Origin of the sequence: Pelagicoccus albus (genome assembly GCF_014230145.1) — a bacterium.
Taxonomy (GTDB): Bacteria; Verrucomicrobiota; Verrucomicrobiia; order Opitutales; family Opitutaceae; genus Pelagicoccus; species Pelagicoccus albus.
Genome location: NZ_JACHVC010000012.1, coordinates 1210180 through 1235650 on the forward strand (window position 1 = coordinate 1210180; position 25471 = coordinate 1235650).

Annotated in this window: 18 protein-coding genes; 13 read left to right on the plus strand and 5 right to left on the minus strand. The window is 54.0% G+C overall.

The annotated features are described in order from the left end of the window. The first annotated feature begins 118 nt into the window (after positions 1-118). Positions 119-547 (plus strand): hypothetical protein, encoded by a 429-nt coding sequence (locus tag H5P27_RS14710; RefSeq protein ID WP_185661150.1) that lies wholly within the window; start codon positions 119-121, stop codon positions 545-547. 147 nt (positions 548-694) lie between these two features. Continuing rightward, complete coding sequence (locus H5P27_RS14715; RefSeq protein ID WP_185661151.1) at positions 695-1459, plus strand: IclR family transcriptional regulator; 765 nt, start codon at positions 695-697, stop codon at positions 1457-1459. Position 1460: 1 nt separating this feature from the next. Here H5P27_RS14715 and mpaA read toward each other — a convergent pair whose 3' ends face one another. Next, positions 1461-3269, minus strand: coding sequence for a murein tripeptide amidase MpaA (gene mpaA, locus H5P27_RS14720; RefSeq protein WP_185661152.1), 1809 nt, complete (start codon positions 3267-3269; stop codon positions 1461-1463). Positions 3270-3340: 71 nt separating this feature from the next. On the opposite strand from mpaA, the gene H5P27_RS14725 reads away from it, so the two are divergent. Both H5P27_RS14725 and purL read left to right on the plus strand, forming a co-directional pair. After that, a complete protein-coding gene (locus H5P27_RS14725; RefSeq protein WP_185661153.1) occupies positions 3341-4510 on the plus strand; it encodes an N-acetylmuramoyl-L-alanine amidase in 1170 nt (389 codons plus the stop codon). 78 nt (positions 4511-4588) lie between these two features. Further along, complete coding sequence (purL, locus tag H5P27_RS14730) at positions 4589-8464, plus strand: phosphoribosylformylglycinamidine synthase (protein ID WP_185661154.1); 3876 nt, start codon at positions 4589-4591, stop codon at positions 8462-8464. A gap of 54 nt (positions 8465-8518) precedes the next feature. Here purL and H5P27_RS14735 read toward each other — a convergent pair whose 3' ends face one another. Next, positions 8519-9439 (minus strand): rhomboid family intramembrane serine protease, encoded by a 921-nt coding sequence (locus tag H5P27_RS14735; RefSeq protein WP_185661155.1) that lies wholly within the window; start codon positions 9437-9439, stop codon positions 8519-8521. A gap of 167 nt (positions 9440-9606) precedes the next feature. Between H5P27_RS14735 and H5P27_RS14740 the strand changes: the two genes are divergently transcribed. Together H5P27_RS14740 and H5P27_RS14745 are read left to right on the plus strand one after the other, a co-directional pair. After that, positions 9607-11151 carry a DUF2868 domain-containing protein gene (locus tag H5P27_RS14740; protein WP_185661156.1) on the plus strand — a complete coding sequence of 515 codons (1545 nt, stop codon included), beginning with the start codon at positions 9607-9609 and terminating at the stop codon, positions 11149-11151. Further along, entirely contained in the window at positions 11148-12542 is a 1395-nt protein-coding gene (locus H5P27_RS14745; RefSeq protein ID WP_185661157.1) for a GTPase/DUF3482 domain-containing protein, read from the plus strand. Before H5P27_RS14740 ends, H5P27_RS14745 begins: the two co-directional genes overlap by 4 nt. Positions 12543-12571: 29 nt before the next feature. On the opposite strand, the gene H5P27_RS14750 is transcribed toward H5P27_RS14745, so the two are convergent. Then, complete coding sequence (locus tag H5P27_RS14750; RefSeq protein ID WP_185661158.1) at positions 12572-13822, minus strand: acyltransferase family protein; 1251 nt, start codon at positions 13820-13822, stop codon at positions 12572-12574. A 44-nt stretch (positions 13823-13866) separates the two neighbouring features. Continuing rightward, positions 13867-14460: a CIA30 family protein gene (locus tag H5P27_RS14755; protein ID WP_185661159.1), complete on the minus strand. Its 594-nt coding sequence runs from the start codon at positions 14458-14460 to the stop codon at positions 13867-13869. Positions 14461-14633: 173 nt separating this feature from the next. Here H5P27_RS14755 and H5P27_RS14760 point away from each other — a divergent pair, with 173 nt between their 5' ends. From H5P27_RS14760 to H5P27_RS14770, 3 genes are all read left to right on the plus strand, one after another. Beyond that, positions 14634-16256: an RNA polymerase sigma factor gene (locus H5P27_RS14760; protein WP_185661160.1), complete on the plus strand. Its 1623-nt coding sequence runs from the start codon at positions 14634-14636 to the stop codon at positions 16254-16256. Positions 16257-16409: 153 nt separating this feature from the next. Then, positions 16410-17516 carry a glycoside hydrolase family 88 protein gene (locus H5P27_RS14765; protein WP_185661310.1) on the plus strand — a complete coding sequence of 369 codons (1107 nt, stop codon included), beginning with the start codon at positions 16410-16412 and terminating at the stop codon, positions 17514-17516. Positions 17517-17663: 147 nt separating this feature from the next. Further along, positions 17664-17834 carry a hypothetical protein gene (locus H5P27_RS14770; RefSeq protein ID WP_185661161.1) on the plus strand — a complete coding sequence of 57 codons (171 nt, stop codon included), beginning with the start codon at positions 17664-17666 and terminating at the stop codon, positions 17832-17834. Between the two features lie 182 nt (positions 17835-18016). Here H5P27_RS14770 and H5P27_RS14775 read toward each other — a convergent pair whose 3' ends face one another. Beyond that, positions 18017-23092, minus strand: coding sequence for a hypothetical protein (locus H5P27_RS14775; RefSeq protein ID WP_185661162.1), 5076 nt, complete (start codon positions 23090-23092; stop codon positions 18017-18019). 254 nt (positions 23093-23346) lie between these two features. Here H5P27_RS14775 and H5P27_RS14780 point away from each other — a divergent pair, with 254 nt between their 5' ends. The 4 genes from H5P27_RS14780 to H5P27_RS14795 all read left to right on the plus strand — a co-directional run bounded on the left by H5P27_RS14780 (position 23347) and on the right by H5P27_RS14795 (position 25432). Continuing rightward, entirely contained in the window at positions 23347-23517 is a 171-nt protein-coding gene (locus tag H5P27_RS14780) for a hypothetical protein (RefSeq protein ID WP_185661163.1), read from the plus strand. A gap of 711 nt (positions 23518-24228) precedes the next feature. Next, complete coding sequence (locus tag H5P27_RS14785) at positions 24229-24750, plus strand: hypothetical protein (protein WP_185661164.1); 522 nt, start codon at positions 24229-24231, stop codon at positions 24748-24750. After that, the gene (locus H5P27_RS14790) at positions 24747-25040 is read left to right on the plus strand and encodes a hypothetical protein (RefSeq protein ID WP_221774726.1); all 294 of its coding nucleotides are present in this window, start codon (positions 24747-24749) and stop codon (positions 25038-25040) included. The genes H5P27_RS14785 and H5P27_RS14790 overlap by 4 nt, the downstream gene beginning before the upstream one ends. Continuing rightward, complete coding sequence (locus H5P27_RS14795) at positions 25037-25432, plus strand: hypothetical protein (RefSeq protein WP_185661166.1); 396 nt, start codon at positions 25037-25039, stop codon at positions 25430-25432. Before H5P27_RS14790 ends, H5P27_RS14795 begins: the two co-directional genes overlap by 4 nt. Positions 25433-25471 lie beyond the last annotated feature (39 nt).

Here is a 25471-nt window from a genome sequence, read left to right on the forward strand (position 1 = left end):
TTGGAGCGTTTTTTTGTATTCCAAATCTAGCCTTGCACGCGGCTGATTCCTTGCGGAGTGACAAAACCGTAATCTTTAGGGACCAGTTTTGGTAATGCAGCGGTGGTTAACTGCTCCCATGAAAACGCTAATTGCCATAACATCACTTCTCATCGCTAGCTCGGCTTTTGCTGCCAACTCGGATCAGCGCGAAACCCGAGCGGACAACCCTCCTGCGGCCGGTCGCTTGTTTGCCAAAATCGATACCGACCGGAACGACCATGTAGACGAGGCGGAATTGGCCACCGCTCTCTTCAAGCGCGACGAGCATCAAATCGCTCGAATCAACCAGCTACAGAAGACGGGCTCTCCTCGAGCCGTGGTAGCTCTTGCCCGCTTCGAAGCTGAAAAGTCTGACCTCATGCTGGCGACTCCGGAAAAAGCTTCTGGATTTATCGTAGCCAATTTCGATCGCGATGGGGATTGGGAGCTCAACGAAGCGGAATTGATGACTGCATTTCGCAGCTTGCACAAGTGGCAAGAGACTACTCGCGACACCCGCATTTAGGGAGGTCTACCGAGATTAAATTTACTGCCTTCGAATCCCGAGAGCGTTCGTTTTTTCTTAAGAATCGCAAGTGCATGGTGTACCGTAATGTAATACAGTGTATCATTTAATTCTTGTTTGGCGCTCCAGTCATCTTAACGTTTAAGCATGATCTCAGAAATGATGACGGGAGAAATTGAGAGTAAAGCCGGCGGTATTCAGGTGATTGCCCGGGCTGCTGATGTCTTGAGGATTCTGGCGAGAAATTCGGCTGGTTTGAGTTTGGCAGGGATTGCCAAAGAGGCGGATTTGGCTCGCTCCACGGTGCAGCGAATCGTGCAAGCTCTAGAAGCCGAGGGATTTGTGGAATCTTCTGGCTCTGCCGGCGGCTACCAGCTTGGTCCGGCTCTCTCGGAGTTGGTCTACTGCAGGCAGATCGATATCGCCTCTGAAGTGCGCCCGCATTTGGAGCGCCTTTCGGCTGAGTTGAAAGAGACGGTAGCTCTTTTCACCCTATCGGGATCCAAGCTATCCGCCATCGATCGTTGCATCCCAGAGTCATTGCTTAGGGTTGTTTTTCCGGTAGGAGCCATTCCTCATCCCGCCCACGAGCTTGCCCCCGGCCGGGCGATCCTGGGTGAATTGCCGGAGGATCAGGTTCGAACTATTTTAGAAAGTACCTTACCGGCGGAAAAGGTGGAAAAGGAGCTCGCTACCATCGAACCGCAACCTGAAGGGGCACGTGATACCGGAGTATACATCCGAGGTGTCTGCGGATTTTCCGTGCCCCTCCGGACTCAGTTTGGTGTTTACGCGCTCTGCGCTGTTTTGCCCGATTTAAGAGCCGAAGGGCGTGAAGGGATAATTCTCTCAGCCCTGCAACGCAGCCGCGTGCAGATCGAAAGCAAGATAGGTTCTGACCGTTTCGATTAAGTTACTCGTTGACGGCCCGGTTCTCTTCGATCGCTCCCAAACCGCTGCGCAGGAGCTCGATCAAGTTGTCCAAGTGCTTCTCGTGCAGGGCGGAGACGGATAGCGGCGGAAGCTCGTAGGTTATCACGTGCCAGCCTTTTTCTTTGGCCCAGCTCCCGAAAGATCCGGGAGTTTGGTAGCCGATATTTCCCACCAGAGGAAGTCCGGTTCGCTTGGAGAGCCAGTAGCCGAGCCGGCTGTAATCGGGATCTTCGATACAAGCGAGCGGGGCGTGCAGGGAAATGATGGTCTGCGGAGCCAGCGATTCGACGAGGTGGATCAAAGCCTGAGTCTCTGGTTCTGAACCTGCATGACTTCCTGTTGAGAAGCTAACTCTACCATGATCCGGCGCCCATTTTGTGGATACCGGGTCGCTTTGCCAGTTACTGGCTGGGAAATTGCGATTTAGCTCTACGCCGTTTGCGTTGCAGCGGGTACCCAGCAAGGTGCCGTCCGGGTTGGCGCACAGCACCGCTGCGCAATTGGGTGAAATTCCATCGAGCGAGCGGATCGCTTTGGAGAGAAGGGTGGTGGTTTCAGGCTCTTCACCGTGGATGGCCGCAAAGAGCAGGACCTCGCAATTTCCGCTCTGCGGCAAATGAACCTCCAGCGGAACCCCTTGCACGGAGGTCCCATAACAAGCATGTGCGGGAGGTGTTTGGGCTCTTTGGGGAATCGGTTTGTCGAGTGGCGGATGAGACGTCCAAAGGTCTAGACTTGGCTGAACGCCGATCCCTCTCAGCTTTTGGGTGGGTTCGAAGGAAAGACGTCCCCAATTTTCCGCCAAACCCTCGAAAGGGTCATTTCGCGTGAGCAAGGCTCCGTCCAGATCCAGCCAATCGGCCATAGATCCCAGCTGAAACGCTGCTGCGATGCCGAGGCTACTTTCGATCATACATCCTATTTGCCTCTTCAGGCCGAGAGCTTTTGCTTTCTTGAGCAATTCGAAGGTCGGGGCGATTCCGCCTGACTTGGTGAGTTTCACGTTTACGCCGTCGAAGGCTTGGGAACAGTGCTCTAGATCTAGCGGCCCGCAGCAAGATTCGTCCGCCACCAGCGGCAGCGGGCTATTTTCTTTGAGCCAGATAGCTTCTTTCAAAGGCGTGTAGCGAGGCATGGGTTGTTCCACGAATTCGATGGGCCCGTATCGCTCGATCGTGCGAAGGGCGTGCAAGGCGTCTTCGCTCGATTTCCAAGCTTCGTTGCCGTCGATCCGCAGGGGCTTGTCAGGACTAACGCTTCGCAGGGCTTGCAGCGACTCTTCCAACCCTTGGGCGCTCACTTTCAGCTTCAAAATCGGAAAACGCTCCGCTTCGCGTACCTTGCGGACTATTTCTTGGGGCGAGGAGATCCCAATGCTGAAGGAAGTCGGAGGGAGCGACGAAGGCTGGAAATCGATTTCTAGGAGCTCGGACAGGCTATAGCCTTTCAATTTTGCGGCCCCATCGTGCAAGGCGAGGTCGATGGCTGATTTGGCAGCGAAATCGCCTTCTGGCAGGCTGTGCAGGTAAGCGAGGCTTTGGTCCAAATTCTCAAAGGACACCTGGCTCCAGTCGAATTCGCGTAGGAATCGCAGCACGTCCAAACTCGTTTCGCCGTAAGTCGTAACGGGGGCGGCTTCGCCAAATCCTTGAGTACCATCTGGGGAGTCGAGACGAAGGTAGACGGCGCTCCTCTCCGCGATACCGCGCCCATTGCGTCCGGTTCGGCTGGCGATGGACCAAGGTTGCTCGAGTTCGAGTGTATAGACGCGGATATGATGCCTCAGCATGAGGCCGAGCTCGAGCAGGTTTCCCGCCAAATAAATGGACCTTGGCCTAGGAATTGCATGTCGACGGCCCCATGCGTCCAATTCTGCATCTTTGTATCTTAATGCTATCGGCTTTGCCCTTCTGCCATGCTGCCGACCTGGTGGAAGAAGCCCTCGAGTCCAATCGGGACTGGGCTGAGCTAGAGCCCTATCAAGGCAAGATAACACAGTCCACATTTGTGACTGCTATGGACCGTATCTATGCGCCCAATGCGGACTGGCGCCCTTGGATGGAAGTCGATGAAAAAGGAGTTTGGATCGAGAAGGGAGCCAGGCCCGGTGAGGGAAGAATGCGATTGCGATTCGCGGCTGGCGACGCTGCTCAATTTTCCTATCAGCCACGTGATTTGAAAGGATTACGCATTGCGATCGATCCCGGGCACATCGGGGGAATTTGGGGCGTGGTGGAAGAGCGTTCCTTTTCCATTGGCGACGGACCCGTGGTGCGAGAAGGGGATTTGACCTTGCAGACTGCGAAGCGGCTGGAGGTGGCGCTGCGGGAGCTGGGAGCGGAGGTATTCCTGACCCGGGAGTCTGCCCAGCCGGTTACGGAATTGCGGGCGGAGGATTTTACGGTAGCGGCCTTGCTCAAGTTGGGCAGCGAAGAGGGGATGGACAAGCTGGCCAATCGTTACTTTTACCGCACAGCGGAGATTCGGGCTCGTTCCAAGGAAATCGAAGAATGGGGAGGAGCCGACCTAGCGGTTGCCTTGCACATCAATGCAAGCGGCTTCGAGGATCCGGACAATCCGAGCCTACATGAGAAAAACGATGCCCATGTGCTTATCCACGGCTGCTACCTTGATGGCGAGTTGGCCGATCCCGATCAGCGTATCGAAATGCTGCTACGGCTGTTGAAAGGCTATCATGTTGTAGAGGAAAAGGTCGGGGCGGAAATGGTCCGTACCATGCGGGAATCGACGGGATTGCCTGCCTATGATTACCCTCGTGGAAATGCAGCCCCGCTGGACGACGAAAAATACCTTTGGAGCCGAAACCTATTGGCCAATCGGCTGTTTGATTGTCCGGTCGTTTTCCTTGAGCCTTGGCAGGCCAACAGCGTTGCGGTCTACGAGTGGGCAGGAGCTGGAGACTACGAGGGCGAGCGGAGTTTTGGGGGCGAGTCCAGGATCTCTCTTCCCGCCCAGTATGCCGACTTCGTCATTGAAGCCCTTACGAGCCTTTACGGTGCCGCGAAATAAGGAATTGGGCGCGGCCAAGTTTATTTTCCCGACTCCGCGCTTGTCGGGCTCGGGCTAAGCTCTCAGTTTGCCAGCGTTATGATAATCCTTCGTGGCGCTCCCTCACATTCCGAATTCCGTTTGCAGAAGCTGAAAGCCTCGCTCGAGGCTGCTGGACTGCCGGTCAAATCCGTTTACGCGGAATACTTGCACGCTGCCGAGGTCGAAGGCGAATTCAGCGAGGAGGAGCATTCCGTCCTAGCCAAATTGCTCACCTACGGACCGAAGCTGGAGGAGCACGAACCGCAAGGCTTGCAGCGCATCGTGACACCACGCCCGGGCACGCTCTCCCCTTGGTCCTCCAAGGCTACGGATATCGCCCACATTTGCGGTCTGGCGAAGCTCGAGCGTGTAGAGCGAGCGGTTTCATTCTGGATCGAACTGGAAGAAGGCGACCTCGATATCGAGCAGCTCAAGACCATCGACGCCCAGCTGCACGACCGGATGACGCAAGTCGTGTTCAGCACGCAAGAAGAGCTGGGAATCCTCTTCCGCCACGAAAATCCCAAGCCCTTCACCACCGTGCCGGTTCTGGAAGGTGGACGGGAAGCGCTTGTCGACGCCAACAAGACGCTGGGGCTCGCCCTCGCCGAAGACGAGATCGACTACTTGGTAGAAAATTTTGTGAAGCTCGGCCGCGATCCAGCGGACATTGAGCTGATGATGTTTGCCCAAGCCAACTCCGAACACTGCCGTCACAAGATTTTCAACGCATCATGGGACATCGATGGGGAGGCTCAGGAGAAGTCGCTCTTCAAGATGATCAAAAACACCTTCGAGATGCGAAGCGAAGGCATCTTGTCCGCTTACAAGGACAACGCCGCCGTTTTCGAAGGCAGCAAAGGAAACCGCTTCTTCGCGGATCCCAAGACCAACGCTTACGCGCCGTCGCTCGAAGATATCGCCATCCTCTGCAAGGTGGAAACGCACAATCACCCAACCGCTATCTCCCCGTTTCCCGGAGCTGCGACTGGCTCTGGCGGCGAAATCCGCGACGAAGGGGCGACCGGTGTCGGATCTAAGCCGAAGGCAGGCTTGAATGGTTTCACTGTATCCAATCTTAAATTACCCGGTGCCCTGCAGCCTTGGGAGAAGGATTTTGGAAAGCCGGAGCGTATCGTGTCCGCTCTCGATATCATGATCGACGGCCCGCTCGGCGGAGCAGCCTTCAACAACGAATTTGGCCGTCCTAATATCCTCGGCTACTTCCGTACCTTCGAGCAGGAAGTCCCCGGAGCCAATGGCCCGGAAGTGCGTGGTTACCACAAGCCAATCATGTTAGCCGGTGGACTCGGAAACATCCGCCACGAACACATCGAAAAGGGTATCGTCAACGCCGGCGACAAGCTAGTGGTCCTCGGCGGCCCCACCATGTTGATCGGCTTAGGCGGTGGCGCGGCTAGCTCCATCGATAGCGGCACTGGAAACGAGGATCTCGATTTCGCTTCTGTACAACGCGACAATCCTGAGATGGAACGTCGCTGTCAGGAAGTGATCGACCGCTGTTGGGCTTTGGGCAACGAAAACCCGATCGCCTTCATTCACGACGTGGGAGCGGGTGGACTTTCCAACGCGATGCCGGAGCTCGTGAACGACGCGGGCAAGGGAGGTATCTTCGATCTGCGCAAGATCAACAACGACGAGCCTGGCATGAGCCCGCTCGAGATCTGGTGTAACGAGTCGCAAGAGCGTTACGTGATGGCGATCCCGGGCGACCGTATTGAATCGTTCGAGACGATCTGCCAACGCGAACGTTGTCCGTACGCCATAATTGGCGAGGCGACCGATGAGCGTCAGCTTGTCCTAAACGACCCGCATTTTGGTAATACGCCAATCGATATTCCGCTCGACGTACTGCTTGGGAAGCCGCCTCGCATGCATCGTAGCGAGACAAAACTGACCCGTCCGCAGGAGCCACTTTCGCTGGGCGGCGTTACCTTGGAAGAAGCTGCCAAGCGTGTGCTTTCGCATCCGTCCGTTGCGGACAAGACCTTTTTGATCACCATCGGTGACCGCACTGTAACCGGCTTAATTCACCGCGATCAAATGGTGGGACCTTGGCAGGTGCCAGTGGCCGACTGCGCGGTGACCGCGTCTTCGTTTGACGGATACACTGGAGAAGCGATGTCCATGGGCGAACGCACTCCGACCGCTGTTAACAACGCGGCCGCCTCCGCTCGACTCGCTGTCGGTGAGGCTTTGACCAACCTCGCCGCCGCTCAAGTTGGTCCTTTGACGGGTGTTAACCTCTCCGCCAACTGGATGGCGGCCCCATCGGTTCCTGGTGACGCGGTTGATCTCTATGAAGCCGTGAAGGCAGTGGGCTTGGAGCTCTGTCCAGAGTTGGGAGTTACTATCCCAGTCGGAAAGGACTCCATGAGCATGAGCACCGTGTGGCAGGAGCAGGGCGTTGAGAAGCGTGTTACTTCTCCCACTTCTTTGATCATTTCCGCCTTCGCTCGCTGCGAGGACATTCGTCTGTCGCTCACTCCGCAGCTTATTCAGGATGCGGATACAAGCTTGGTTCTGATCGACCTCGGTCGCGGCAAGAACCGTTTGGGCAGTTCGATTTTGGCTCAAACCTTGAGCCAAATGGGCGAAGGTTCTCCCGATGTGGATTCCGCGGAAGATTTGAAGAGTTTCTGGAATGCGATCCAAGAGCTGGGAGTTAAGAAGAAGTTGCTCGCTTACCACGACCGTTCGGATGGCGGGCTTTTCGCCGCAGCGGTAGAAATGGCCTTTGCGGGAAATGTCGGTTTGGATCTCGAGATTCCTGCGGAAGCGGATGCTTTTGAAGCTCTGTTTTCTGAAGAGCTGGGAGCTTTGATTCAGATCAAGGATAGCGAGCAAGAGGAAGTCTTAGAGGTGTTGCGTGCTCACGGACTGGATACTTGCAGCACTGTTGTTGCCAATCTCAATGACGATCTCACCATCAAAGTCCTGCAAGGAGGGGAAGACATTTACGACGAAGAACTTTCTACCCTGCGTGGCATCTGGTCGGACGTAACCTTCCGCATGCAGAGCCTGCGCGACAATCCGGAGTCAGCCGCTTCCGAGCAGAAGATTCGCCAGGATATGTCCAACAAAGGCATATCGCCTAAGGTTACTTTTGATATCAAACCGAGCAAGTCGCTCGCCTTCCGCCCGCGAATGGCGATCCTCCGCGAGCAAGGCGTGAATGGCGAAGTCGAAATGGCAGCCGCCTTCCACCGTGCCGGTTTCGACTGTATCGACGTTCACATGACGGATGTGCTCAGCGGCGAGATCTCCCTCAGCAACTTCAAGGGCTTGGCCGCTTGTGGTGGCTTCAGCTACGGAGACGTTTTGGGAGCAGGAGAAGGTTGGGCCAAGAGTATCCTTTTCAATGCCAAAGCCCGTGAAGAGTTTAAGGCCTTCTTTGAGCGCGAAGACACGTTCTCGCTCGGCGTGTGCAACGGCTGCCAAATGCTCAGCAATTTAAGAGAGCTCATCCCTGGCACTGCGCATTGGCCGCACTTCGTGCAAAATCGAAGCGAGCGCTATGAAGGCCGCCTTGTTTCGGTGAAGATCGAGAAAAGCCCAAGCATCCTCTACAAGGGAATGGAAGGCAGCGTTCTCCCGATCGCGGTGGCTCACGGGGAAGGACGCGCCGAGTTCAAAAGCTCCGAAGCAGCGGAAGCCTGCAACGCTTCAGGTCTCGTTTCCGCCCGCTACGTGGACAACAACCACGAAGCCACCGAAGCGTATCCACTTAACCCGAACGGAAGCCCATTTGGCATTACCAGTTTAACCAGTGAAGACGGTCGGGCCACGATTCTGATGCCGCATCCCGAGCGCGTTTTCCGCAGCGTGCAGCTCAGCTGGGCACCAAAGGAGTGGGGCGAAGATTCCCCCTGGATGCGCATGTTCCGCAACGCCCGTACCTTTGTCGGCTAGGCGGAGCATCAAGTTATAGTTTAAGGCCGTCGGTGATCTCTCGCCGGCGGCCTTTTAGGTCAAACTAGCCCAAAACCACGCGGCTCCCAGAAGTGTACCTGCCGCCAGGAGCAGGAAGGATTGGGCGACTTTTTTCAGCTTCGCGTGCAGGGCGGTGACTCCGATAAGTGTAGCGAACAGTGCACCGTAGCCGAAGGACCAAAGATGGGCCGCCACATCGGTGGGAAATTCTCCTCCTCCCATCCAAGCGAAGAGAACGCAGCCGCCAAAAAAGGGAATCAGCCAGTCTCTTTGTTGGATAGGTTCTTTGGCGCGAAGAAAGACTCCCAGCGGAAAACCGGCGATGAGGCCAAGGGCGGCAAAAACGGCAGTCGACGCTCCGAGGGATTGATAGTCCTGTCCGAGGTTTGCCAATATGCTCGTGGCATTGGATGCCGCGGCCGAAATCACGATCAAAAACCAAGCCAGTCCGTTGCCCAGATAACGGCAGGAAAGGTAGCCGAAAAGGCTTAAACCTAGAAGATTGCCCGCCAAGTGGCTGAGGTCGGCGTGCAGGGTCATGGCGGTGAAGATCCGCCACCATTCCCCGTTTTCCCAGACCGCTTGGCTGTTGTTGACACCCAGAGTCGAGATTTCTGGATGAGCCGTTTGCAGGGAGAAGGCGAGGATGATTCCTAGGATCGCGAGGATAGTAGGTCCCTTGCGGATGGAGCGGACGGGTAGCTCTAGGGATTGGGGCGGCCAATAGCGGTTTCGCAGGGTTGAAATTTCGACTTCCCGTTTCAGAGCCTCGGCCTGCTCTCGCCTCACCACCAGCAAGTAGCGCCCCGATTCCATGTGAACCCAGTAGTGCTCTCCGTAGGCGAGTACGGCGAGGCCCGCTTCGTGGGCCAGGCGGGTGGTGCGGTAGCTTCCCAAGACGGCGAGTTGCTCGGAATCCTCGAATCCCCCATTTTGCTCGTTTGTTTCGATCATGGATGATCGCCTTGTTTGGCGATGGTTGAGACTGATCCAGACAGGAAAGCTGCTCAATCCTTCCTTTTCGAGCGGGCTTTTTTCGCGGCAGGCTAGGGTGTTCGTCCGTTGCTAAGTAAGAAGTCAGTCTTTACCTATGCTTCGGAATTTGGGGTAATACATTGAAAATGAGTGGATCTGGGAAAAGAAAGAAGACCCGTTGGCAGTTGCCGGACCTAGTGGCCTTCGAATGCGCTTTGGCCAAAGACGAGTCCGAAGAGTGGGAAACGCTGAAGGCGCAGGACGCCGCGACTCAATTGGACGAGGGGCTGCTGATGAGCGGCGACCGCCGTGGCATCGCCAAAGCATGGCTGGAGGCCCGTTTAGAAAAGTCGCCCGATATCAAACTGGCGGCCGACACGGTTATCCAGTCACTCAAGGCGTCCGGACAAATTCTAGCGGTGATGGGGCTTTTGAGCGGGCTGGGGGCGGCGACCGCGGCACTTGTCTACACCGGCGAAGCGCCGATCAATGTGTCGGCCTTCTTTAGCGTGTTTGTGCTTTTGCAAGCCCTGTTGGCGGTCGTGCTGCTACTCATTTTTGCCCTGCCCACCTCTTGGCGGGAAGCCATGGCCTTCGGGCCTGTCTTCAAGGTGGGGCGTTGGCTGTTCGAAGCGGTCTTTTCAAAAATGCATGGCTTAGCGGCTCGATTTTTGAGCGGCCAGCAGCGGCAGGACGTGGCGGAATGGGCTGGAGCGGCGCGTCGGACGTTCGCGCTGCATGGCAAGATCGTGAAATGGGTGGCTTTTGTGAAAATCCAAGCGGCGGCCCTTTGCTTCAACTTGGGAGTTTTAACCGCTTTGCTGGTGGCAGTCGCTTTCTCGGATCGAGCCTTTGGTTGGCAGACTACTTTGAAAGTGGAGCCCGCAGTGGTAAGCGAACTCGCTAAGACGGTGGCTTTGCCGTGGTCATGGCTCTCGGGAGAAGGCGAAGGCTATCCCAGCCAAGAGCAGATCGAAGGTAGCCGAATTGTCCTGAAAGAGGGGATACAGGAACTGGAGACCGTGAATCTCGCCGTTTGGTGGAAATTCCTTGGCTGGGGGATATTGAGTTATGGGATCCTTCCACGATTGCTCTTCTACTTGTTGGGCAAATGGCAAGTCGGCGCCTCGCTTACCAAATACGACTTTCGCTATGCGGCGGCAGATCGTTTGCTGGAGCGGCTACGTCCGGATTTGCCACGATTCAATTCGGAGCTGGTCAAGCAAGGAGCGGATTCGGGAGCTCACGACTTTACGCCGATCGATGCCGATTCCCTTTTGCGGCAGCAGGTTCGCTGCTTTTGTTCGCAAGAGCTGGGAGAAAATTTCGACTTGGAGGCATTGCGGAAGTCACTCGCTGCTCGCTGGAAGTTGCCCGAAACGGTGGTGGAAATCGAAGTTTACCAGGATGGCGAAATTTTACAGGAAGGCAGACAAATCTCTTCTGCGGTGCAGGTTGCTCTCGTATTCGAAAGCTGGATGCCGCCGATTCGGGAGATCGAAAGACAAGTCTTGGAGCTTCGCTCTCGATTGGAAACACAGACCTTGATCAAAGTCGTTTTGTTAGGAATCCCCGGCGAGGGAGACGGAGCGATTTCGCTTTTGCCCGAGAAACGCTACGCTGATGCTTGGCATTCCTTTGTGCGGAAGATGGGAGATCCTTACCTCATTTTGGAGAATTCAACGGTATGAAGTCGCTACCTAGATTTGCAATTATCGGCCACCCTAACGAAGGGAAGTCGTCTATCGTGGCGACCTTGTCGCAAAATGATTCGGTTTCGATCAGCGCCTTGCCGGGCGAGACGATCCGGCTGCAACGCTTCGACTTACGGGCAGGAGATAAGACGATTATCGAGTTCGTGGATACGCCTGGTTTCCAGAATCCGCAAGCGACCTTGAAATGGTTTCGCGAGCACGAATCCTTGGAAGGAAAACGAGTTGCCCAATTCATCGAAACGCATGAAAGCGATCCAGACTTTCATCACGACTGCGAGTTGCTTCGTCCTGTCTTGGAAGGCTCGGGGATTCTCTACGTGGTAGATGCCTCTCGCCCTATGACGGCAGTCGATACGGCGGAAATGGAGATTCTGCGTCTCACCGCTTCGCCCCGTATGGCGATCATCAATCCCAAGTCAGGCGAGAGCCGCTTCTTGGAAAGCTGGAAGAATGCCTTCCGCCAGCATTTCAATTCGGTTCGAACCTTTAATGCCCAAACTGCTCGCTATCTAGACCGTATCGAACTTTTGGAGGCGCTTAAAAGCATCGATCAAGATTGGGAGCCTGCTTTGAGCGATGCAATTGATCTCGTTCGCTTGGACCGCCGGAGAGCAACCGAACGGGCTGCAGAAGCCATGGTAGAACACCTTGAGCAATCCTTGCTGTGCAGCTGTGTATCGTTCCTGGAGAGCGATAGCGGAGTGGAGATCGAGAAGCGAAAGCTGCAGGAGCAGTATCGATCCAAGCTGGAGAAGATCGAGCGTCGCTTCAGGGAGCAGGCTTGCGATATTTATTCCATCCGCAAGGTGAGCATCGAGTTGCCGGAGAATTCGATTCTCGCGGAGGACCTTTTTTCCGAACGTGCATGGCAGGCGTTGGGCCTGACGCAAAAGCAGCTGGCGGTGGCTGGAGCTTTGCTTGGCGCAGGCTTAGGCGTGGGTGCCGATCTGGCAGCGGGAGGTATCACTTTTGGTGTTTTTGCCACGCTGGGCGCTGCGATAGGAGCCGGCTCGGCCTTGTGGAAAGGCAAGGATTTGGCGCGAGCCAAGATTAGCCAACTCCCCTTGGGGGGACTAAAGATTACGGTGGGGCCTAACGTGTCCGAGCAATTTCCCTTCGTGCAGCTGGACCGATTTTACCTTTACGCTCAGTTTGTCTCCAACTGGGCCCACGCTCGCCAAGAGACGAGCGTGAAGCTTACAGCGGGAGACGAGAAAAAGGGGCTAACGAGCGGCTGGAGCCAGGAAGAGCTGAAGTCTGCCACTCGTTTTATTCGCGCGGTTAGAAAAGGGCAGGGTGAGGATGTGGAGTCCTACGGAAGGGAACTGCGAAATATCCTAGTCAAGGCACTTGAAGAGATGTCTTAGCTAAGCGGATACGAAGCTTCTTGTTCCTTTTAGCTGGTTGCTAGGCTTTGAGTTTTGGGTGCTTTGCTTCCTTTAAGAAGGGAAATGATTTGGGACGGCTTTTTGCGACCGTTTAAAATCTTTCCCACGAAGCTCGGTCGGATGAGAAGATCGTAGAGCAAAAGCGAGATCCCGATAGCGAGGGTGGTGATGGTCGGAAGTTTAATGGCCCAGTGCCAGGACAGCTCCGCCACCGCGATTTGCAGCCAGATGACGACTGGCAAGTGGATTAGGTAAAGCCAGTAGGAAGAATCGGCCACATAGCGGATGGTTTTGCTTTCGCGTCGTATCGCCAGTCTGAACAGTCCGATGGTTGTGAATACTAGAGACCACATCATGACGCTGTAGGCGTACGCAAAGGTCATGTGGATCTGGGTATGGTAAGGCGAACCAAAGTCGCTTTCGAAGCCTACGAGGTATAGCGTCAGGGCGATTGAGCCGAGTAGGTTGATAAATCTAACCACGCTTAGTTTTGACAGCTCGTTGAGCCGCTCTGGTTGACGGTGGATCAGCCAACCAAGCCCGAAGCAACCAGTGTAGATTAGGTAGGTTGGCAGGTGGGGGATGAGACTTTTGTCTGGTGTATCCATTCCCCAGCTACTCATGAAGTAGAGCCCCACCGCAGTAGGGATCGCGATCGCCTCGGCGGCACTGGACCATTTCGAAATTCGGCTTAAAACCTTATCGAGTTGTTCTGCGAGGAAGCTTTTCAGCTTCGGAGCCAGTAAAAGGATCCCTTTCGCGAGGAGGATTGTGGCGGTTGCCAAAAGGAGGTAATAGAGGAACCAAAGGTGGGTCCCGACCAATAAGTTGTCAGGCAGAGCTCTTAGGGAGCTGAAGCCTTCGGCGAAACCAGCTGCGATATCTACTTCTCCTCGCATACTTGCTCCGCCCATGACCCAGCTAGCGACCATCAAGGGCCGGATCAGGAACCAGCCAACAACGAAGGGAATAGCGATCCGTACGAAGCGGCTTTTCAGGAAACTGCCAGTGCCGTTTCGGTGAATGGTCATGTGGCTGAAGAAACCTGCGAGGAGGAAAAATAGCTCCAAGCGGAAGGAATGGCTGATAAATGCCAGCGTGGAAACGATCGGGCTTGTGGATACGTCCATAACCGCCCAGCCAATGAAGATATGAGTGAATGAGAGGCTCGCATGAAAGAGGATTCCGAGAAGGAGAGCGAAGGCTCTCACCGCATCGAGATAGTCGATACGGGTGTTGGTGTTGATCGTTGCGTTCATGGTAGCTGGAGGGGGCTGAGCGGTTGGAGGTTCAAAGATTGAAATCAGTAGAAACCGATTTCATCGAGTTCGTATTCGAAATCGCCCGCTTGGAGACCGAAGGCGACGAGACTTAGGCTCGCGATTGTTTTGGTGTTCAATTCGGTTTGTTGGGACCAAGCACGTTTCATGGAAGAGAAGGGAATCTTTACTTCATGGAAGGCCTTGTCGTGGGCCCTAGCGAGAGGGGCGGCGTGGTAGTCGAAGTTGGTGACTTCTGTGCTGTTGGCTGAGACGGAGAGGGTTCCTTTGTTGATGCGAATGAGAAGTCGAATGCCCTCGTATTCGCTGAGATCCGCTGCGGTTCCGTCGCTTGTAAGCAGAAAGACGGCGCTTGCCCAGCCCGGTTGTCCGCGAGGTGGTGAGATTTTTCCTTTCGCGATCAGGACTCCTTCTTCAACGGAATGGGCGAAAGTGGTTTGTCCGCCGACGCTGGTGTCGTCCATGAACAATCTTTGATGGCCGAGCTCGTTTTTATTCGAATCTTCAAGCTGGTCGATGGAAGCTGGGATCTCGCTGGCTGATAGAGAAAAACTAGCGAGCAAGGCGGTTGCGGTGGCGAAGGCGCGAAGTGAGTTTAGTAGCGTTGGTGTTTTCATAGGGGGTGTCCTTTTTGCAGGAATTGCGGTTGGTTATTTTAGATGTTCACCAGCTAAGTGCCTCGGTTGCTCGGAAAGGTGACAGTTTTTTGCCCCAATTTCTTTTTTTGGATTTTTTGCGAAAAGTCTGTCACCTTGGCCGGGTAGTTGGGCACCCCCTTAGCAAGAAAGCTATGAATACGCAAAATGACATCCCCGGTATAAGCGAAGCGAGTGACGCTTCTCTGGTGGTCGCTTCCTTAGGAGGAGACCGGCAGGCGTTTGGAAACATTGTGACGCGTTACCAGCGGATGCTGTGTTCCGTCGCTTATTCGAATCTCGGCAATCTGGCTGCGAGCGAAGACGTCGCGCAGGATACTTTCATCGAAGCATGGAAGAAACTAGGTAGCCTCAAAGAACCCGAAAAGCTCAAGTCCTGGTTGTGCGGAATCTTGCGATTCAAGATCAGCCATCGGCGTCGCAAAGAAGCGCGGCAGCCTGTGTCCGGAGCGAGCGAGCTGGAAGAAGCCGGACAATTCGCCAGCGAAGAAAGGGGGGTAGACGAATCAGCTATGAAAGAAGAAGAACAAGCTCTGCTTTGGCAGGCTTTGGAAAAGGTCCCAGAAAACTATCGCGAACCCTTGGTTCTCTTTTACAGGGAGCATCGTTCGATCGAGCATGTGGCCTATGAGCTCGACTTGACTGAAGCAACAGTCAAGCAACGTTTGTCGCGAGGTCGGAAAATGCTGCAAGAGCGGATGATGGGTTTTGTAGAGGATGCACTTTCTCGCAGCACTCCAGGTCGCGTATTCACAGCGTCAGTACTCGCCTCCTTGCCTGCTCTCGCTCCACCTGCGAAAGCAGCGGGTGTGGGAGTTGTTACTGTGAAAGCTGCCTCTTGGTTTAAGTGGCTCGGGCTTGCTACATTTTTGGCTTCGGTTTCCGGCTTTATCAGTAGCTTCGTGGCAATTCGTACCAACCTTGACCAGTCACGCACGCCGCTCGAACGCCGTCATGTCGTAAAGACGTCGGTACTTTTTCTTGGAATTGCCTTAGGCATGGTGGCAGCACTCTTCCTTTTGAGATGGGCTGGGATTAAATGGTACGAGCAAAGTGGATACTTTGCTGTAGCGAGCCAGGTCTTGGTTATTTCGTTCGCTCTCTTTATGCCAATCGCAACGGTGAAGCTTCTGCGAGACTCACGTCGGCTTCGCTCCGATGAGAGGCGTCGCCATCCGGAATTGTTCAAAGATCCTCAGGATCAAGCTGGATCTGTGGAGGGCGAATATCGCAGTAAAGCCACGCTCTTTGGTGTACCATTGGTCCATGCCAAGCTTTCGTTGGCTAGCGAGGGAGATACTCCTGCATTTGGTTGGATCGCTGCCGGGGATTACGCCTATGGACTGCTTTTCGCATGGGGCGGAGTCGCAATCGCCCCGATCAGCGTGGGTATCGTTTCGGTCGGCTTGCTGACTTGCGGAGCCATGGGACTGGGGATTTTCGCTATCGGCACACTTGGAGTTGGCGTTTTGGCAGTAGGGGCGGCGGCGATCGGAATTCAAGCCTATGCCTCGCTTTCGGCCCTTGGTTGGCATGCTGCGGCGGGAGGCGGTTTTTCCATCGCTCGGGAATATGCTCTCGGAGCGTTGCCTTTTGCCAAACACGCGAACGACGAGGCTGCGCACCAATGGATTTCCGAAGTCGCGGGACCTAGCAGTCAGATGATGGTTTTCATCCTAATCTCCTTTCTCGTTTTGGTACCAGTAACTCTTTACGCGAAAGTTGTCCGTCGGCGAATGGGTAAGAGTCGATCTTGAGTGTCTTCGCCTAACATGAGAGGGTGAGAGAGCGGGTTTAGGATTGAAGGGATTCTCCAATTACGGGAGTCTTCTCGGACCTTAACCCCAAGCCCCCTCCCTCACATGTGCTCTATTTCAGGCTCGGTGCGCCGCTGTACCTTCATTCTTGGTATGTTTGTTTTGAGCTTTTCCGCTTCTACTGAAGAGGTGCCCGCTCGCAAGAAAGTTCTCAAAAGCATGCTTACCGCTAACGACTATTTTATGCGGAAATGGTCGGATCCCAGCGATGTGATTCCCGCCTTTTACAAGGACCGAGTTTATCCCAGCAACATTTGGACTCGGGCGGTCTATTACGAAGGCCTAATGGCTCTGCACACGATTTATCCGAAAGAGGAGTTCTTGGAATACGCTCTTGAGTGGGCGGAGTCTCACGAGTGGGGTATGCGCAAAGGCACTACAACGAGGAACGCAGATGATCATTGCGCGGGGCAAACCTACTTGGAGCTTTACGAGATAGAGCCTGACCCGATCAAGATTCGGGATATCCGGATCAGCATGGATATGCTGATCAACACGCCGCAGAATGATGACTGGAGCTGGATCGACGCTATCCAGATGTCTATGCCTATCCTGGCTAAGCTAGGCGTAATGTACGATGACCCTAGGTATCTGGAAAAGGCGTATTCAATGTATAGTTACAGCAAGCGGAAGCATGGCGGTAACGGACTTTTTAATCCCGAGGATGGCTTGTGGTGGCGCGACAAGGGCTTTGTGCCGCCGTACACTGAACCCAACGGGGAGGACTGTTATTGGTCGAGAGGCAACGGCTGGGTGGTTGCCGCCCTCGTTCGCGTGCTTGACATCATCCCTGCCGATTCACCGCACCGTGCCGAGTACGAAGCTGACCTCTCGGCAATGCTGGAGGCGGTGAAGGCAGTGCAGCGGGAAGACGGTTTTTGGAATGTCAGTCTGCACGATCCCGAGCATTTCGGAGGTAAGGAAACTACCGGTACGGCACTTTTTGTCTATGGTATGGCATGGGGTATCAACAACGGTCTTCTTTCTCGGGATGACTATCTGGCCCCTGCTCTCAGGGGATGGCGGGCGATTTCCGAAGAGAGTATCCATGAAAATGGTTTTCTGGGCTATGTGCAGGGTACCGGTAAAGAACCCAAGGACGGACAGCCGGTGGCTTACGATCACGAGCCTGATTTCGACGATTACGGACTCGGTTGCGTTTTGCTGGCCGGTACTGAGATCTACAAATTGGAGCCCTAATCTCTGCCCTGCTTCCCTCCGTTTCCGCTGCGGAGGGTCTTTTTAGGCTCTAAGTATAGTCAAAACCTATGAAAATCATAAGAAACAAGTATTTCCCATTATAGAAAGAATCGGCTATAGTGTCTTCAGAAACAGAAAGAGAAGACAATGAAGACAGCAAACAAGACACAGTTGATTGAAGCCACCATCGCCGCAACGGCGATCATCGGACTCGCGGCAGTCGTCATCCCCACAGTGGGAGTCATGGCCGCTGCAGCAGTCGTAGGAGCCGGCCTCTTCGGAATGGCGGCCCTCGAAACCAAGAAGCGCGCCTACTAGGCCGCGCCTCTTCCAAGAATTTTTTTGGGGTATAACGAAAGATAGCGACACAAGGGAGTAGGGGTACTCCCGCTATCGAGGAAGCCCGCGCCGAGACTATCTCGGGCGGGCTTTTCTTGTGTCCGGATGGGACGAAGAGAGCTCAAGCGGAAGGCAGTCGAGCCCGTATTCAAATGAGATTCTTACTTGCGAGAGACCTTGAGACGAAGCAGCACGCTCCTGTCGAGTGTGCGGTTTATCTCGATGACAACGGTTTCGATGGCCTCGTCTTCAGTTTCGTAAGTGGTCTCGCTGAGTTCGCTGCTCGAGATTTCCGACCAGGTACCTGAGTTTTCATCGAGCACCTCAACTGCGAATTCAATGTCACTCGCGTTTTTGTTGCGTCGGAAACTTAGGCTTGCGAATTCACCTTCGACGGAAATGGCGACGAGATTCGCAGACGGATTTTCGAGTAGGGGAGACGTTCCGAAAGCGTAATGGAGGTAGTTACTGACGCCGTCGTTGTTTGCATCCTCTTCTGGTAAACGATCTGAGAGGGTATCACCCATAGTAGAGAGAGACCAGTTGGCGTAGTTGCTTGTCGCGGTATCATCTGCTTGGATCGCGGTCAATTGGTTGCCATGGCTTAGACCGATATCGGTCAAAGTCTGAGTCGGATCGGTGAGTTCTGTTGCTCCAACAAACAGGCGTAGGCTCTCAGCGGATACCTGAAGCTCAGTCGCAATGGTGGAACGTAGCGTGTCGGCAGTGTCGCTAGAATCGAGGGTAATGACCAGCGGCATCTCGATGTCGGCTATGAGAGATAGGCCAAGACTTGTACCGGTGTGTACGCGCGTCACGGTGGCAACGTTAGAGTAGTCGGAGGCGACGCTGTCCTTGTCGGCGGCTACGCGGTATTCGTAGGTTTCATCCCCGATATCGATATTGTCCTGATAAGAAGAAACGTTTTCTGCCGTGGTGGAGACTTGGGTCCAAGTGGTTTCACCTTGAACACGACGTTGGATGGAGAATCCGGTTTCGTCATGGGAGAGGTCGTTCCATGAAAGGCTGACAAATGCGGTGCCGTCAACAGCGGCCAAGTTTGCCGGGGCTGTAGGAGGTGTTGGTTCTTCGCTTTCTCCTCCCTCGCCACTTTCTCCGCTGCTAGAGCGGGTGAGGCTGGCGACGTTTGAGTAGTCGGAGTCGCTTGTGCTTCCGGTGGCTTTGATGCGGTATTCGTAGGTGGTAGAGCCAATGTCCGTAACATCGATAAACTGCTCCTGGTCCGCTGGTATGGAATCGGATACTGAAACCCAGGTGCTGGAACCTTCTTCCTTTCGCTCTAGAGCGAACCCGGTCTCATTGTCGGAGAGGTCGTCCCAAGTGAGGCTTACTTGCGTATTTTGGTCGACAGCGTCCAAGCTGGCTGGAGCTGTAGGAGCGGGATCGCTTTCTCCGCCCGAGCCGCTTTCTCGTGAGACGGCGGCTACATTTGAGTAGTCGCTACTGTCCGTAGCGTCGGTAGCTTTGACGCGATATTCGTAGCTCGAAGTACCGATATCTATCGGGTCAGTGAAGGCTTGAGAATTTTCCCCAATGGTTGCGACCACACTCCAAGAGGATTCGGATTCAAGCTTTCGCTCAATTGTGTATCCGGTTTCTGAGGTTGCGTTGTCGGTCCACGTGAGACGGACGTGGGCTGTATTGTCGCTAGCTGACAGACTGGTCGGAGTGGCCAGCGGGGCAGGTCCGCTAGAACGTGAGACGAGAGCAACATTTGAGTAGTCAGAGTCGCTGGAGCTTCCCGTCGCCTTGATGCGGTATTCGTAGGAAGTTGATCCAATGTCTGTGGCGTCAATGAACTGTGTATCATTTGCGGGGATACCACTGGATACCGATACCCATGTGGAAGAACCTTCTTCTTTTCGTTCTAGGGCGAATCCGGTCTCGTTGGTCGAGGTATCCTGCCAGCTCAGGGTGACCGCGTCGGTACCGTTGTCGGTGGCAGAAAGGTTAATCGGTGCCGATGGGGCCTCGCCGCTTTCGCCGCCTCCGCTTGGCTGATTGCTGATCTGGACGAAGGCACCGTTACTGGTGACGGATGTTAGGTCGTCTGTCACAACTGCACGGTAGTGGCCGTGATGCGTGGCTCTGACTGCAGAGCTTATGCTGTAGGTCGCGCTCGTTGCTCCGCTGATGTCGACACCTTCGAGTGTCCATTGGTACGACAAGGTACCCGTTCCGCGTGCCTCGACTGTGACGGAGAATGAATCGCCTTCGCTGATGATCGCTCCTGCCGGTTGGCTGGTGATTTCCAGAGGGGTGGTTACGGAGAGATTGAAGTCGGTAGAGGTGATGGAACCAGCTGGATTGGCGATGGTTGCGTGGTAGGTTGCAGAGTCATCGCTATCTACAGTTCCGAGATCGAGGGTGTCACCTGTTTCCCCGCTCATCGCTGCACCATCTTTGTACCATTGAATGGATACGTCGCCATAGGGATTGGTATAGTCGAGGTTGAAGGCAACGCTCTCACCATCTGTTGCGTCGCGATCCTCTTCAGACCCGTTATAGGTGGGGATGACGGTATAGATAATGGAGAAGACTGATTCTGAGTCATCCCAGATCTCGGCACCGTTTTGGAAACGCAGGGAAAGCTCGTATTCTCCGTATTCGCCTTCAACCATTGCAGGAAGTGATGGAAGAATAACGGTTTCGGTTAGGTTGTCACCACCTCCATCGATCGTGTTTCCGCCATTGTTCCAGCTCCAGTTGTATTGACCGAATCCAGAAATGGGATCCACCTGACCGGTGAAAGAGAAGCTCGGAGTGAGGGGTTCAGTGGTCACCGTTCCGTCCGGTATTCCCAGAAGCTCACTGACCACGAGTGAGGAGCGATCAACCGCGGTAGTGTCGTACCCGGCTTCCGTATCGTAAGCGTCGGATCCTAGGAGTTCGTTTGCGGCGGCATCGCTGTCTGTGGCGACGATTTGAAGTCGAAAGTGGCCTTCAGATGGGAAACTGTATTCAACGGTCGCGTCGGATAGTTCGTTGGTGCCAGTGCCCGCAATTGTTTGGCTCGCTGTCCAAGGACCAAAAAGTCCGGTATCGAGATCCTTCTCCGAGTAGTAGACTTGTAGGCTAGAGATCTCGTCGTCGTCAAAGGCACTGTAGGTCAGTGTTTTTGTAGAAGAGGAACCAAAGACCTCGTAGCTAAAGAGGCTATCGAAATAGGCGATCGGTTCTATGTTAGGATGCTCTGTTTCTGTAAGAGCCGATCCGATACGAAGAATTCCCCAATAGCCTAGAGTGGGAATGGTAACCTGTGACATGCCACCCCCGAGGTCTGTAATGGTAAGTGTTGTTGCCGCACTGTCTGCCGAGCTCGCGTAGCTCGCGGTAGGAGTACCCACATAGCTAGAGGGTGTGGGAAAGGAAACCGTGAAACTTGTTTGGGATGTGACGGCTGTTCCCGCTTCATTGAAGGTGTAGTTGATCAGGTGGTACACCTCGGAGTCGTCGGAAGAATCTGAATAGCGTAGGATTCGAACATCTCCGGAGGCCGAGCTTGTGGTACGTTCCAATCCTGAAGGTAGTGCGGATTCGATGGATGAAACGATAGTAGTAAGCGTAGATGAGCTCGGCTGTTCCGTATAACCATAGGATCCCCATGGGTCGAGACTGACTACTTTCAGCGTGCCGGAACCGATGGAGGTGTTGCCCACGGATCCTAGAAGTTGTGTCCAGGTTTTCGAGTCGTAGGTGCGTGTGCTGGATTGGTCGTCTCCAAGTTCGTCGTAGCGTAAGCAGTTTGTCCCGCTGACAATTAGCGTGCCGCCCCCGTTGACGTAATCCATCAATTCCGTGAATTGGGAATCAGTCACTTGGATGGCCTCTGAAACGAAGACCACATCGTAGGTGCTTATATCGCTCGAAGAAAACGAATCTGCCATGCCGAGATCGTCTCCGGCGAAGGCTACGTCGTAGTTGATTTCCAAATCTTGCAATATGTATCCAAGACCTAGGTACCAATAGTGATCGCCTCCTAGTGTTCCCGGGTCAGAACCGGTTTGACCAGGCTGATTGTGAAGAACTGTTGCCAATGGATAGAAAATGGCTGCCTCTGAGACTGTATCCAAATCTAGCTGGCTTTCGAATTGTTTGGCCAATCTCGCTACGGACGCGGTGGCAGGATAGTCATCCTCCCATGTCGCGACACCATTATTTGCCAAAGCCTCCGCTAGGAAAACGCTCTGTACGGCATTGTTGGTTGCTGGTGGGCTGTTCCATGATTCGAAGCGGTTATCGTAGGTCTTCAGGGCAGCTCGGTAGACCGGCTCCAGATTTATCCCATCTGCAAACTCCCAAGATTCGCCGGTAAAATGAGTTTCCCCCAAGTCTCCAGAAGCGTACTCTGCAAGGAACCAACGATCAGCCGGACGGTGGATGAACCCGTAGCGATTGAAGTAAAATCCAATTTCGCGTCCCAACTCGCTCTGGGCGTAGGTATTCACCTCGTTTACCAGGGCCGAGATAACTTCGCGCTCCTTGTATCTGAGGAAGGCGTGCCAAAGTCTCCAGTGCTTGGTTTGACCCAATGGTACGCTTGAAATGGTAGCAGAGCCGTAATTGTCCTTGGTTACGCTCTTGGATCTCAAAAAGGCTCCGTAATCGAAGGTGGAGGCATCGTAGCTCGCATCGACATAGGATTGGAGAGTGGCTTCAGAGTATCGCGCGTTTAGCCAAGTCCTGAAATCCACCATGGTTGTTGCGTCAAAAGGACCTGCGTCCCCGGTGACCCAAGCGGTATCGTAGTGGATCGCATCGACGCCGGCGTCGACGTAGCCTTTTGCCACGGTCACGATTGCATCATAGGTCTCGGTCGTGAAAATGCTGGGCGAGGAAGTGTTTCCGTCGAGGTCGAGCGTCTTGCCTGAATCAGAAATGGTAGTGGTGTATCCAATAGCGCTTGCGATCCCCGGAGCGAAGTCGCCGTAGGCAGAGTAGTATTGCTCTCGGTCTTGGTACCATTCGACCAATGGCGAAAGATCATTGGCTGAAACGGAGGAGCTAAGCTCGCCTGCTGCATCCACCCGGATGGTAGTAGAGACGCCATTGAGTACAGCTTGGTCGCCTCTTCGGTTTAAAGCGGCTTCCGATTCGAAGCCTCTTAGCAGGAGTCCTTCCGGATGTGGTGGATTCGAACCAGCTTTCGAAATTTGAAGGAAAGTAGCGAGAGCGGTGAAAACTAGGAGTAGAAGTCTTCTTTTATCTGTAGCCATAGGGAGCGATGTTCGGATGAGGAGTTGATTTGCGCTCCTACGGCATTCGGCAGTTTTTAGAAAAACCTCAGTGCTTTATGAGTATTTCTAACACTTATTTCGGATTCGTTAGGGTTTCTCCGTATTGAAGGACTAGCTGCAAGAGCCAATAGGAGATAGGGTATAGTCAGAACCTATGGAAATCATAAGAAACAAGTATTTCCGTTTATGGGAGAAATCGGCTATAGTGTCTTCAGAAACAGAAAGAGAAGACAATGAAGACAGCAAACAAGACACAGTTGATTGAAGCCACCATCGCCGCCGCGGCGATCATCGGACTCGCGGCAGTCGTCATCCCTACGGTGGGAGTCATGGCCGCTGCAGCAGTCGTAGGAGCCGGCCTCTTCGGAATGGCGGCCCTCGAAACCAAGAAGCGCGCCTACTAGGCCGCGCCTCTTCCAAGAATTTTTTTGGGGTATAACGAAAGATAGCGACACAAGGGAGTAGGGGTACTCCCGCTATCGAGGAAGCCCGCGCCGAGACTATCTCGGGCGGGCTTTTCTTGTGTCCGGATGGGACATCATTCCTTCAGATCTAAATTCAGAAGCATATGGGTTATTTTCAGTGGATAAAGCGGTCATTTCGCTAGAGTCCATACCTTCAAGAAAGAGAGGGGTTATTACCTTATTTCTTAACTCTAGATAAAATTTATTTAGTAAAATTTCAGACGATTTTGGACACATCAAAATTTTATAAAGTGTTTAAATTCAAATAGATATAAATTTAAATATCTAAGTATAGGAAAATCCTATGACTGCTAGAGGAATAAGGTATTTCCTCTTATGGGATTCCCGTGGTATTCTCCTCACATCAGCAAAAAGGAGCGGTTGAAACAGACCCTCAGCTGAGAAAACAGTTTTTGGGGTATAATACATACAGGTAGCACAATAGGAGTAGGGGTACTCCTGCTACCAAAGAAACCCGCACCGAGATTATCTCGGGCGGGTTTTTTCGTGTCCGGAATCGATCCTCGAAGCTTTTTGCCGCAAGGAGTTCGCGGCGGTAGCAATTTTTTGACAAATGCCTCTATTCGGTGAAGTGTCGGGACGTGGTCGATTTTTTCGGCCTGTGCCTAACCTCTTACCCCAAATCTTATTATGGCTACGCTGACTATCAGTAAGGCTTTCTCGGAGCTATTTTCCGCTCCCTTGGAAGCAGTCCTCGAAGCGGAAGAAAAGTACCTTTCGCTTTGGCTTAAGAACCTTAAGTCCATCAAGAAAATCTACGTCCAAGGATCTGGACAACAGGCGAAGCTCAAGGCAGGCGCGGACCTCGCCGAATTGATTGATCAATATGCGCCTACGGTTCGTCTGGAAGGAAGAATTGAAACGGCTCTCACCATGCGGATTGCTGGCGTCAAGGAAACCAGCGGCTCTGCTTCGGGAGGATTGTCATTGGGGCCTATCCATGCCTCTGGTGGATTTGGCTTTACCAGCCGCAACACGCAAGAAAGCGTATTTCAAGCATCCACCAGTTTTGCGCTCTCCAACAAGGAGTTCAGTTTGGGGGAGTATTTGAAAACCGCCAAGGTTTCGCTCGCCAGTGCCGCAGATCTCGACAAGGCCATCCAGCATCTCGAACTTGATCTAAAAAGCAGACCAACAGAGGGAGCTGAATGAACCCGATGGCCGAGGAATCCCTAAATGTCCCCGTGCCGCTTAGCGACATGCTGTTGACTCTCCAGCGCGAATTGAGCCGGGTAAATGACGAGTCTTCAGTCGCAGCGGAAGGCGAATCGCGGGCTTTGATCACCGAAGACGTTTCTTTCAAGATTCAGTTCAAGTTTACCCCGGTTCCCGCGACGGGAGAGGGGGATGAGGCGACGATAGATTCCATCCTAGTGGATGAGGAAGGCGCTCACGAAATGGTGCTGGAAGGCAAAATTTCAACCAAGGTGGAATTGAGATGAGTAGACAACACGCTCTAGGAAGAACCAAGGAGTCGCTTCTCAACCGAAAACGTCGCGAAGCCCAGCGTCGCGAACGGGCGGAGAAGGCAGCTCGCCGCGCGGGTTTGTCGGGCGAAGCGGCTGCCCGCGAGATTGCCACGCTTCAATCGAGTAAAAATCTCAGGCAACCGGTGGAGTCATCCGTTTCCGCGGCATTTGGTCGAGTGGTTGCCGAAATTCGGGAGCAGATACGAGGCACTGAGGGGCGTCCCGCTCACAATGCTCCGGTCGATATCAAACTCGTGTTTCGCTCATTGGACTTGCAGAGCAAGGGTTTGATCTTCCGTCGCGAACAAAAGGAGAGCTCGGTCTCTCTGGAGCTGGCGACTCGGATTTTGCCCGATGAAGACTAGGCGAAAATGAGAAGAAAGACGGGCGGTTCCTGCGTTTGA

Excerpts from the sequence above, each read along its gene's own strand:
- H5P27_RS14710 (WP_185661150.1), top strand. The coding sequence starts at position 119 with ATGAAAACGCTAATTGCCATAACATCACTTCTCATCGCTAGCTCGGCT.
- H5P27_RS14715 (WP_185661151.1), top strand. The coding sequence starts at position 695 with ATGATCTCAGAAATGATGACGGGAGAAATTGAGAGTAAAGCCGGCGGT.
- mpaA (WP_185661152.1), bottom strand. The coding sequence starts at position 3,269 with ATGCTGAGGCATCATATCCGCGTCTATACACTCGAACTCGAGCAACCT.
- H5P27_RS14725 (WP_185661153.1), top strand. The coding sequence starts at position 3,341 with ATGCGTCCAATTCTGCATCTTTGTATCTTAATGCTATCGGCTTTGCCC.
- purL (WP_185661154.1), top strand. The coding sequence starts at position 4,589 with ATGATAATCCTTCGTGGCGCTCCCTCACATTCCGAATTCCGTTTGCAG.
- H5P27_RS14735 (WP_185661155.1), bottom strand. The coding sequence starts at position 9,439 with ATGATCGAAACAAACGAGCAAAATGGGGGATTCGAGGATTCCGAGCAA.
- H5P27_RS14740 (WP_185661156.1), top strand. The coding sequence starts at position 9,607 with ATGAGTGGATCTGGGAAAAGAAAGAAGACCCGTTGGCAGTTGCCGGAC.
- H5P27_RS14745 (WP_185661157.1), top strand. The coding sequence starts at position 11,148 with ATGAAGTCGCTACCTAGATTTGCAATTATCGGCCACCCTAACGAAGGG.
- H5P27_RS14750 (WP_185661158.1), bottom strand. The coding sequence starts at position 13,822 with ATGAACGCAACGATCAACACCAACACCCGTATCGACTATCTCGATGCG.
- H5P27_RS14755 (WP_185661159.1), bottom strand. The coding sequence starts at position 14,460 with ATGAAAACACCAACGCTACTAAACTCACTTCGCGCCTTCGCCACCGCA.
- H5P27_RS14760 (WP_185661160.1), top strand. The coding sequence starts at position 14,634 with ATGAATACGCAAAATGACATCCCCGGTATAAGCGAAGCGAGTGACGCT.
- H5P27_RS14765 (WP_185661310.1), top strand. The coding sequence starts at position 16,410 with ATGTTTGTTTTGAGCTTTTCCGCTTCTACTGAAGAGGTGCCCGCTCGC.
- H5P27_RS14770 (WP_185661161.1), top strand. The coding sequence starts at position 17,664 with ATGAAGACAGCAAACAAGACACAGTTGATTGAAGCCACCATCGCCGCA.
- H5P27_RS14775 (WP_185661162.1), bottom strand. The coding sequence starts at position 23,092 with ATGGCTACAGATAAAAGAAGACTTCTACTCCTAGTTTTCACCGCTCTC.
- H5P27_RS14780 (WP_185661163.1), top strand. The coding sequence starts at position 23,347 with ATGAAGACAGCAAACAAGACACAGTTGATTGAAGCCACCATCGCCGCC.
- H5P27_RS14785 (WP_185661164.1), top strand. The coding sequence starts at position 24,229 with ATGGCTACGCTGACTATCAGTAAGGCTTTCTCGGAGCTATTTTCCGCT.
- H5P27_RS14790 (WP_221774726.1), top strand. The coding sequence starts at position 24,747 with ATGAACCCGATGGCCGAGGAATCCCTAAATGTCCCCGTGCCGCTTAGC.
- H5P27_RS14795 (WP_185661166.1), top strand. The coding sequence starts at position 25,037 with ATGAGTAGACAACACGCTCTAGGAAGAACCAAGGAGTCGCTTCTCAAC.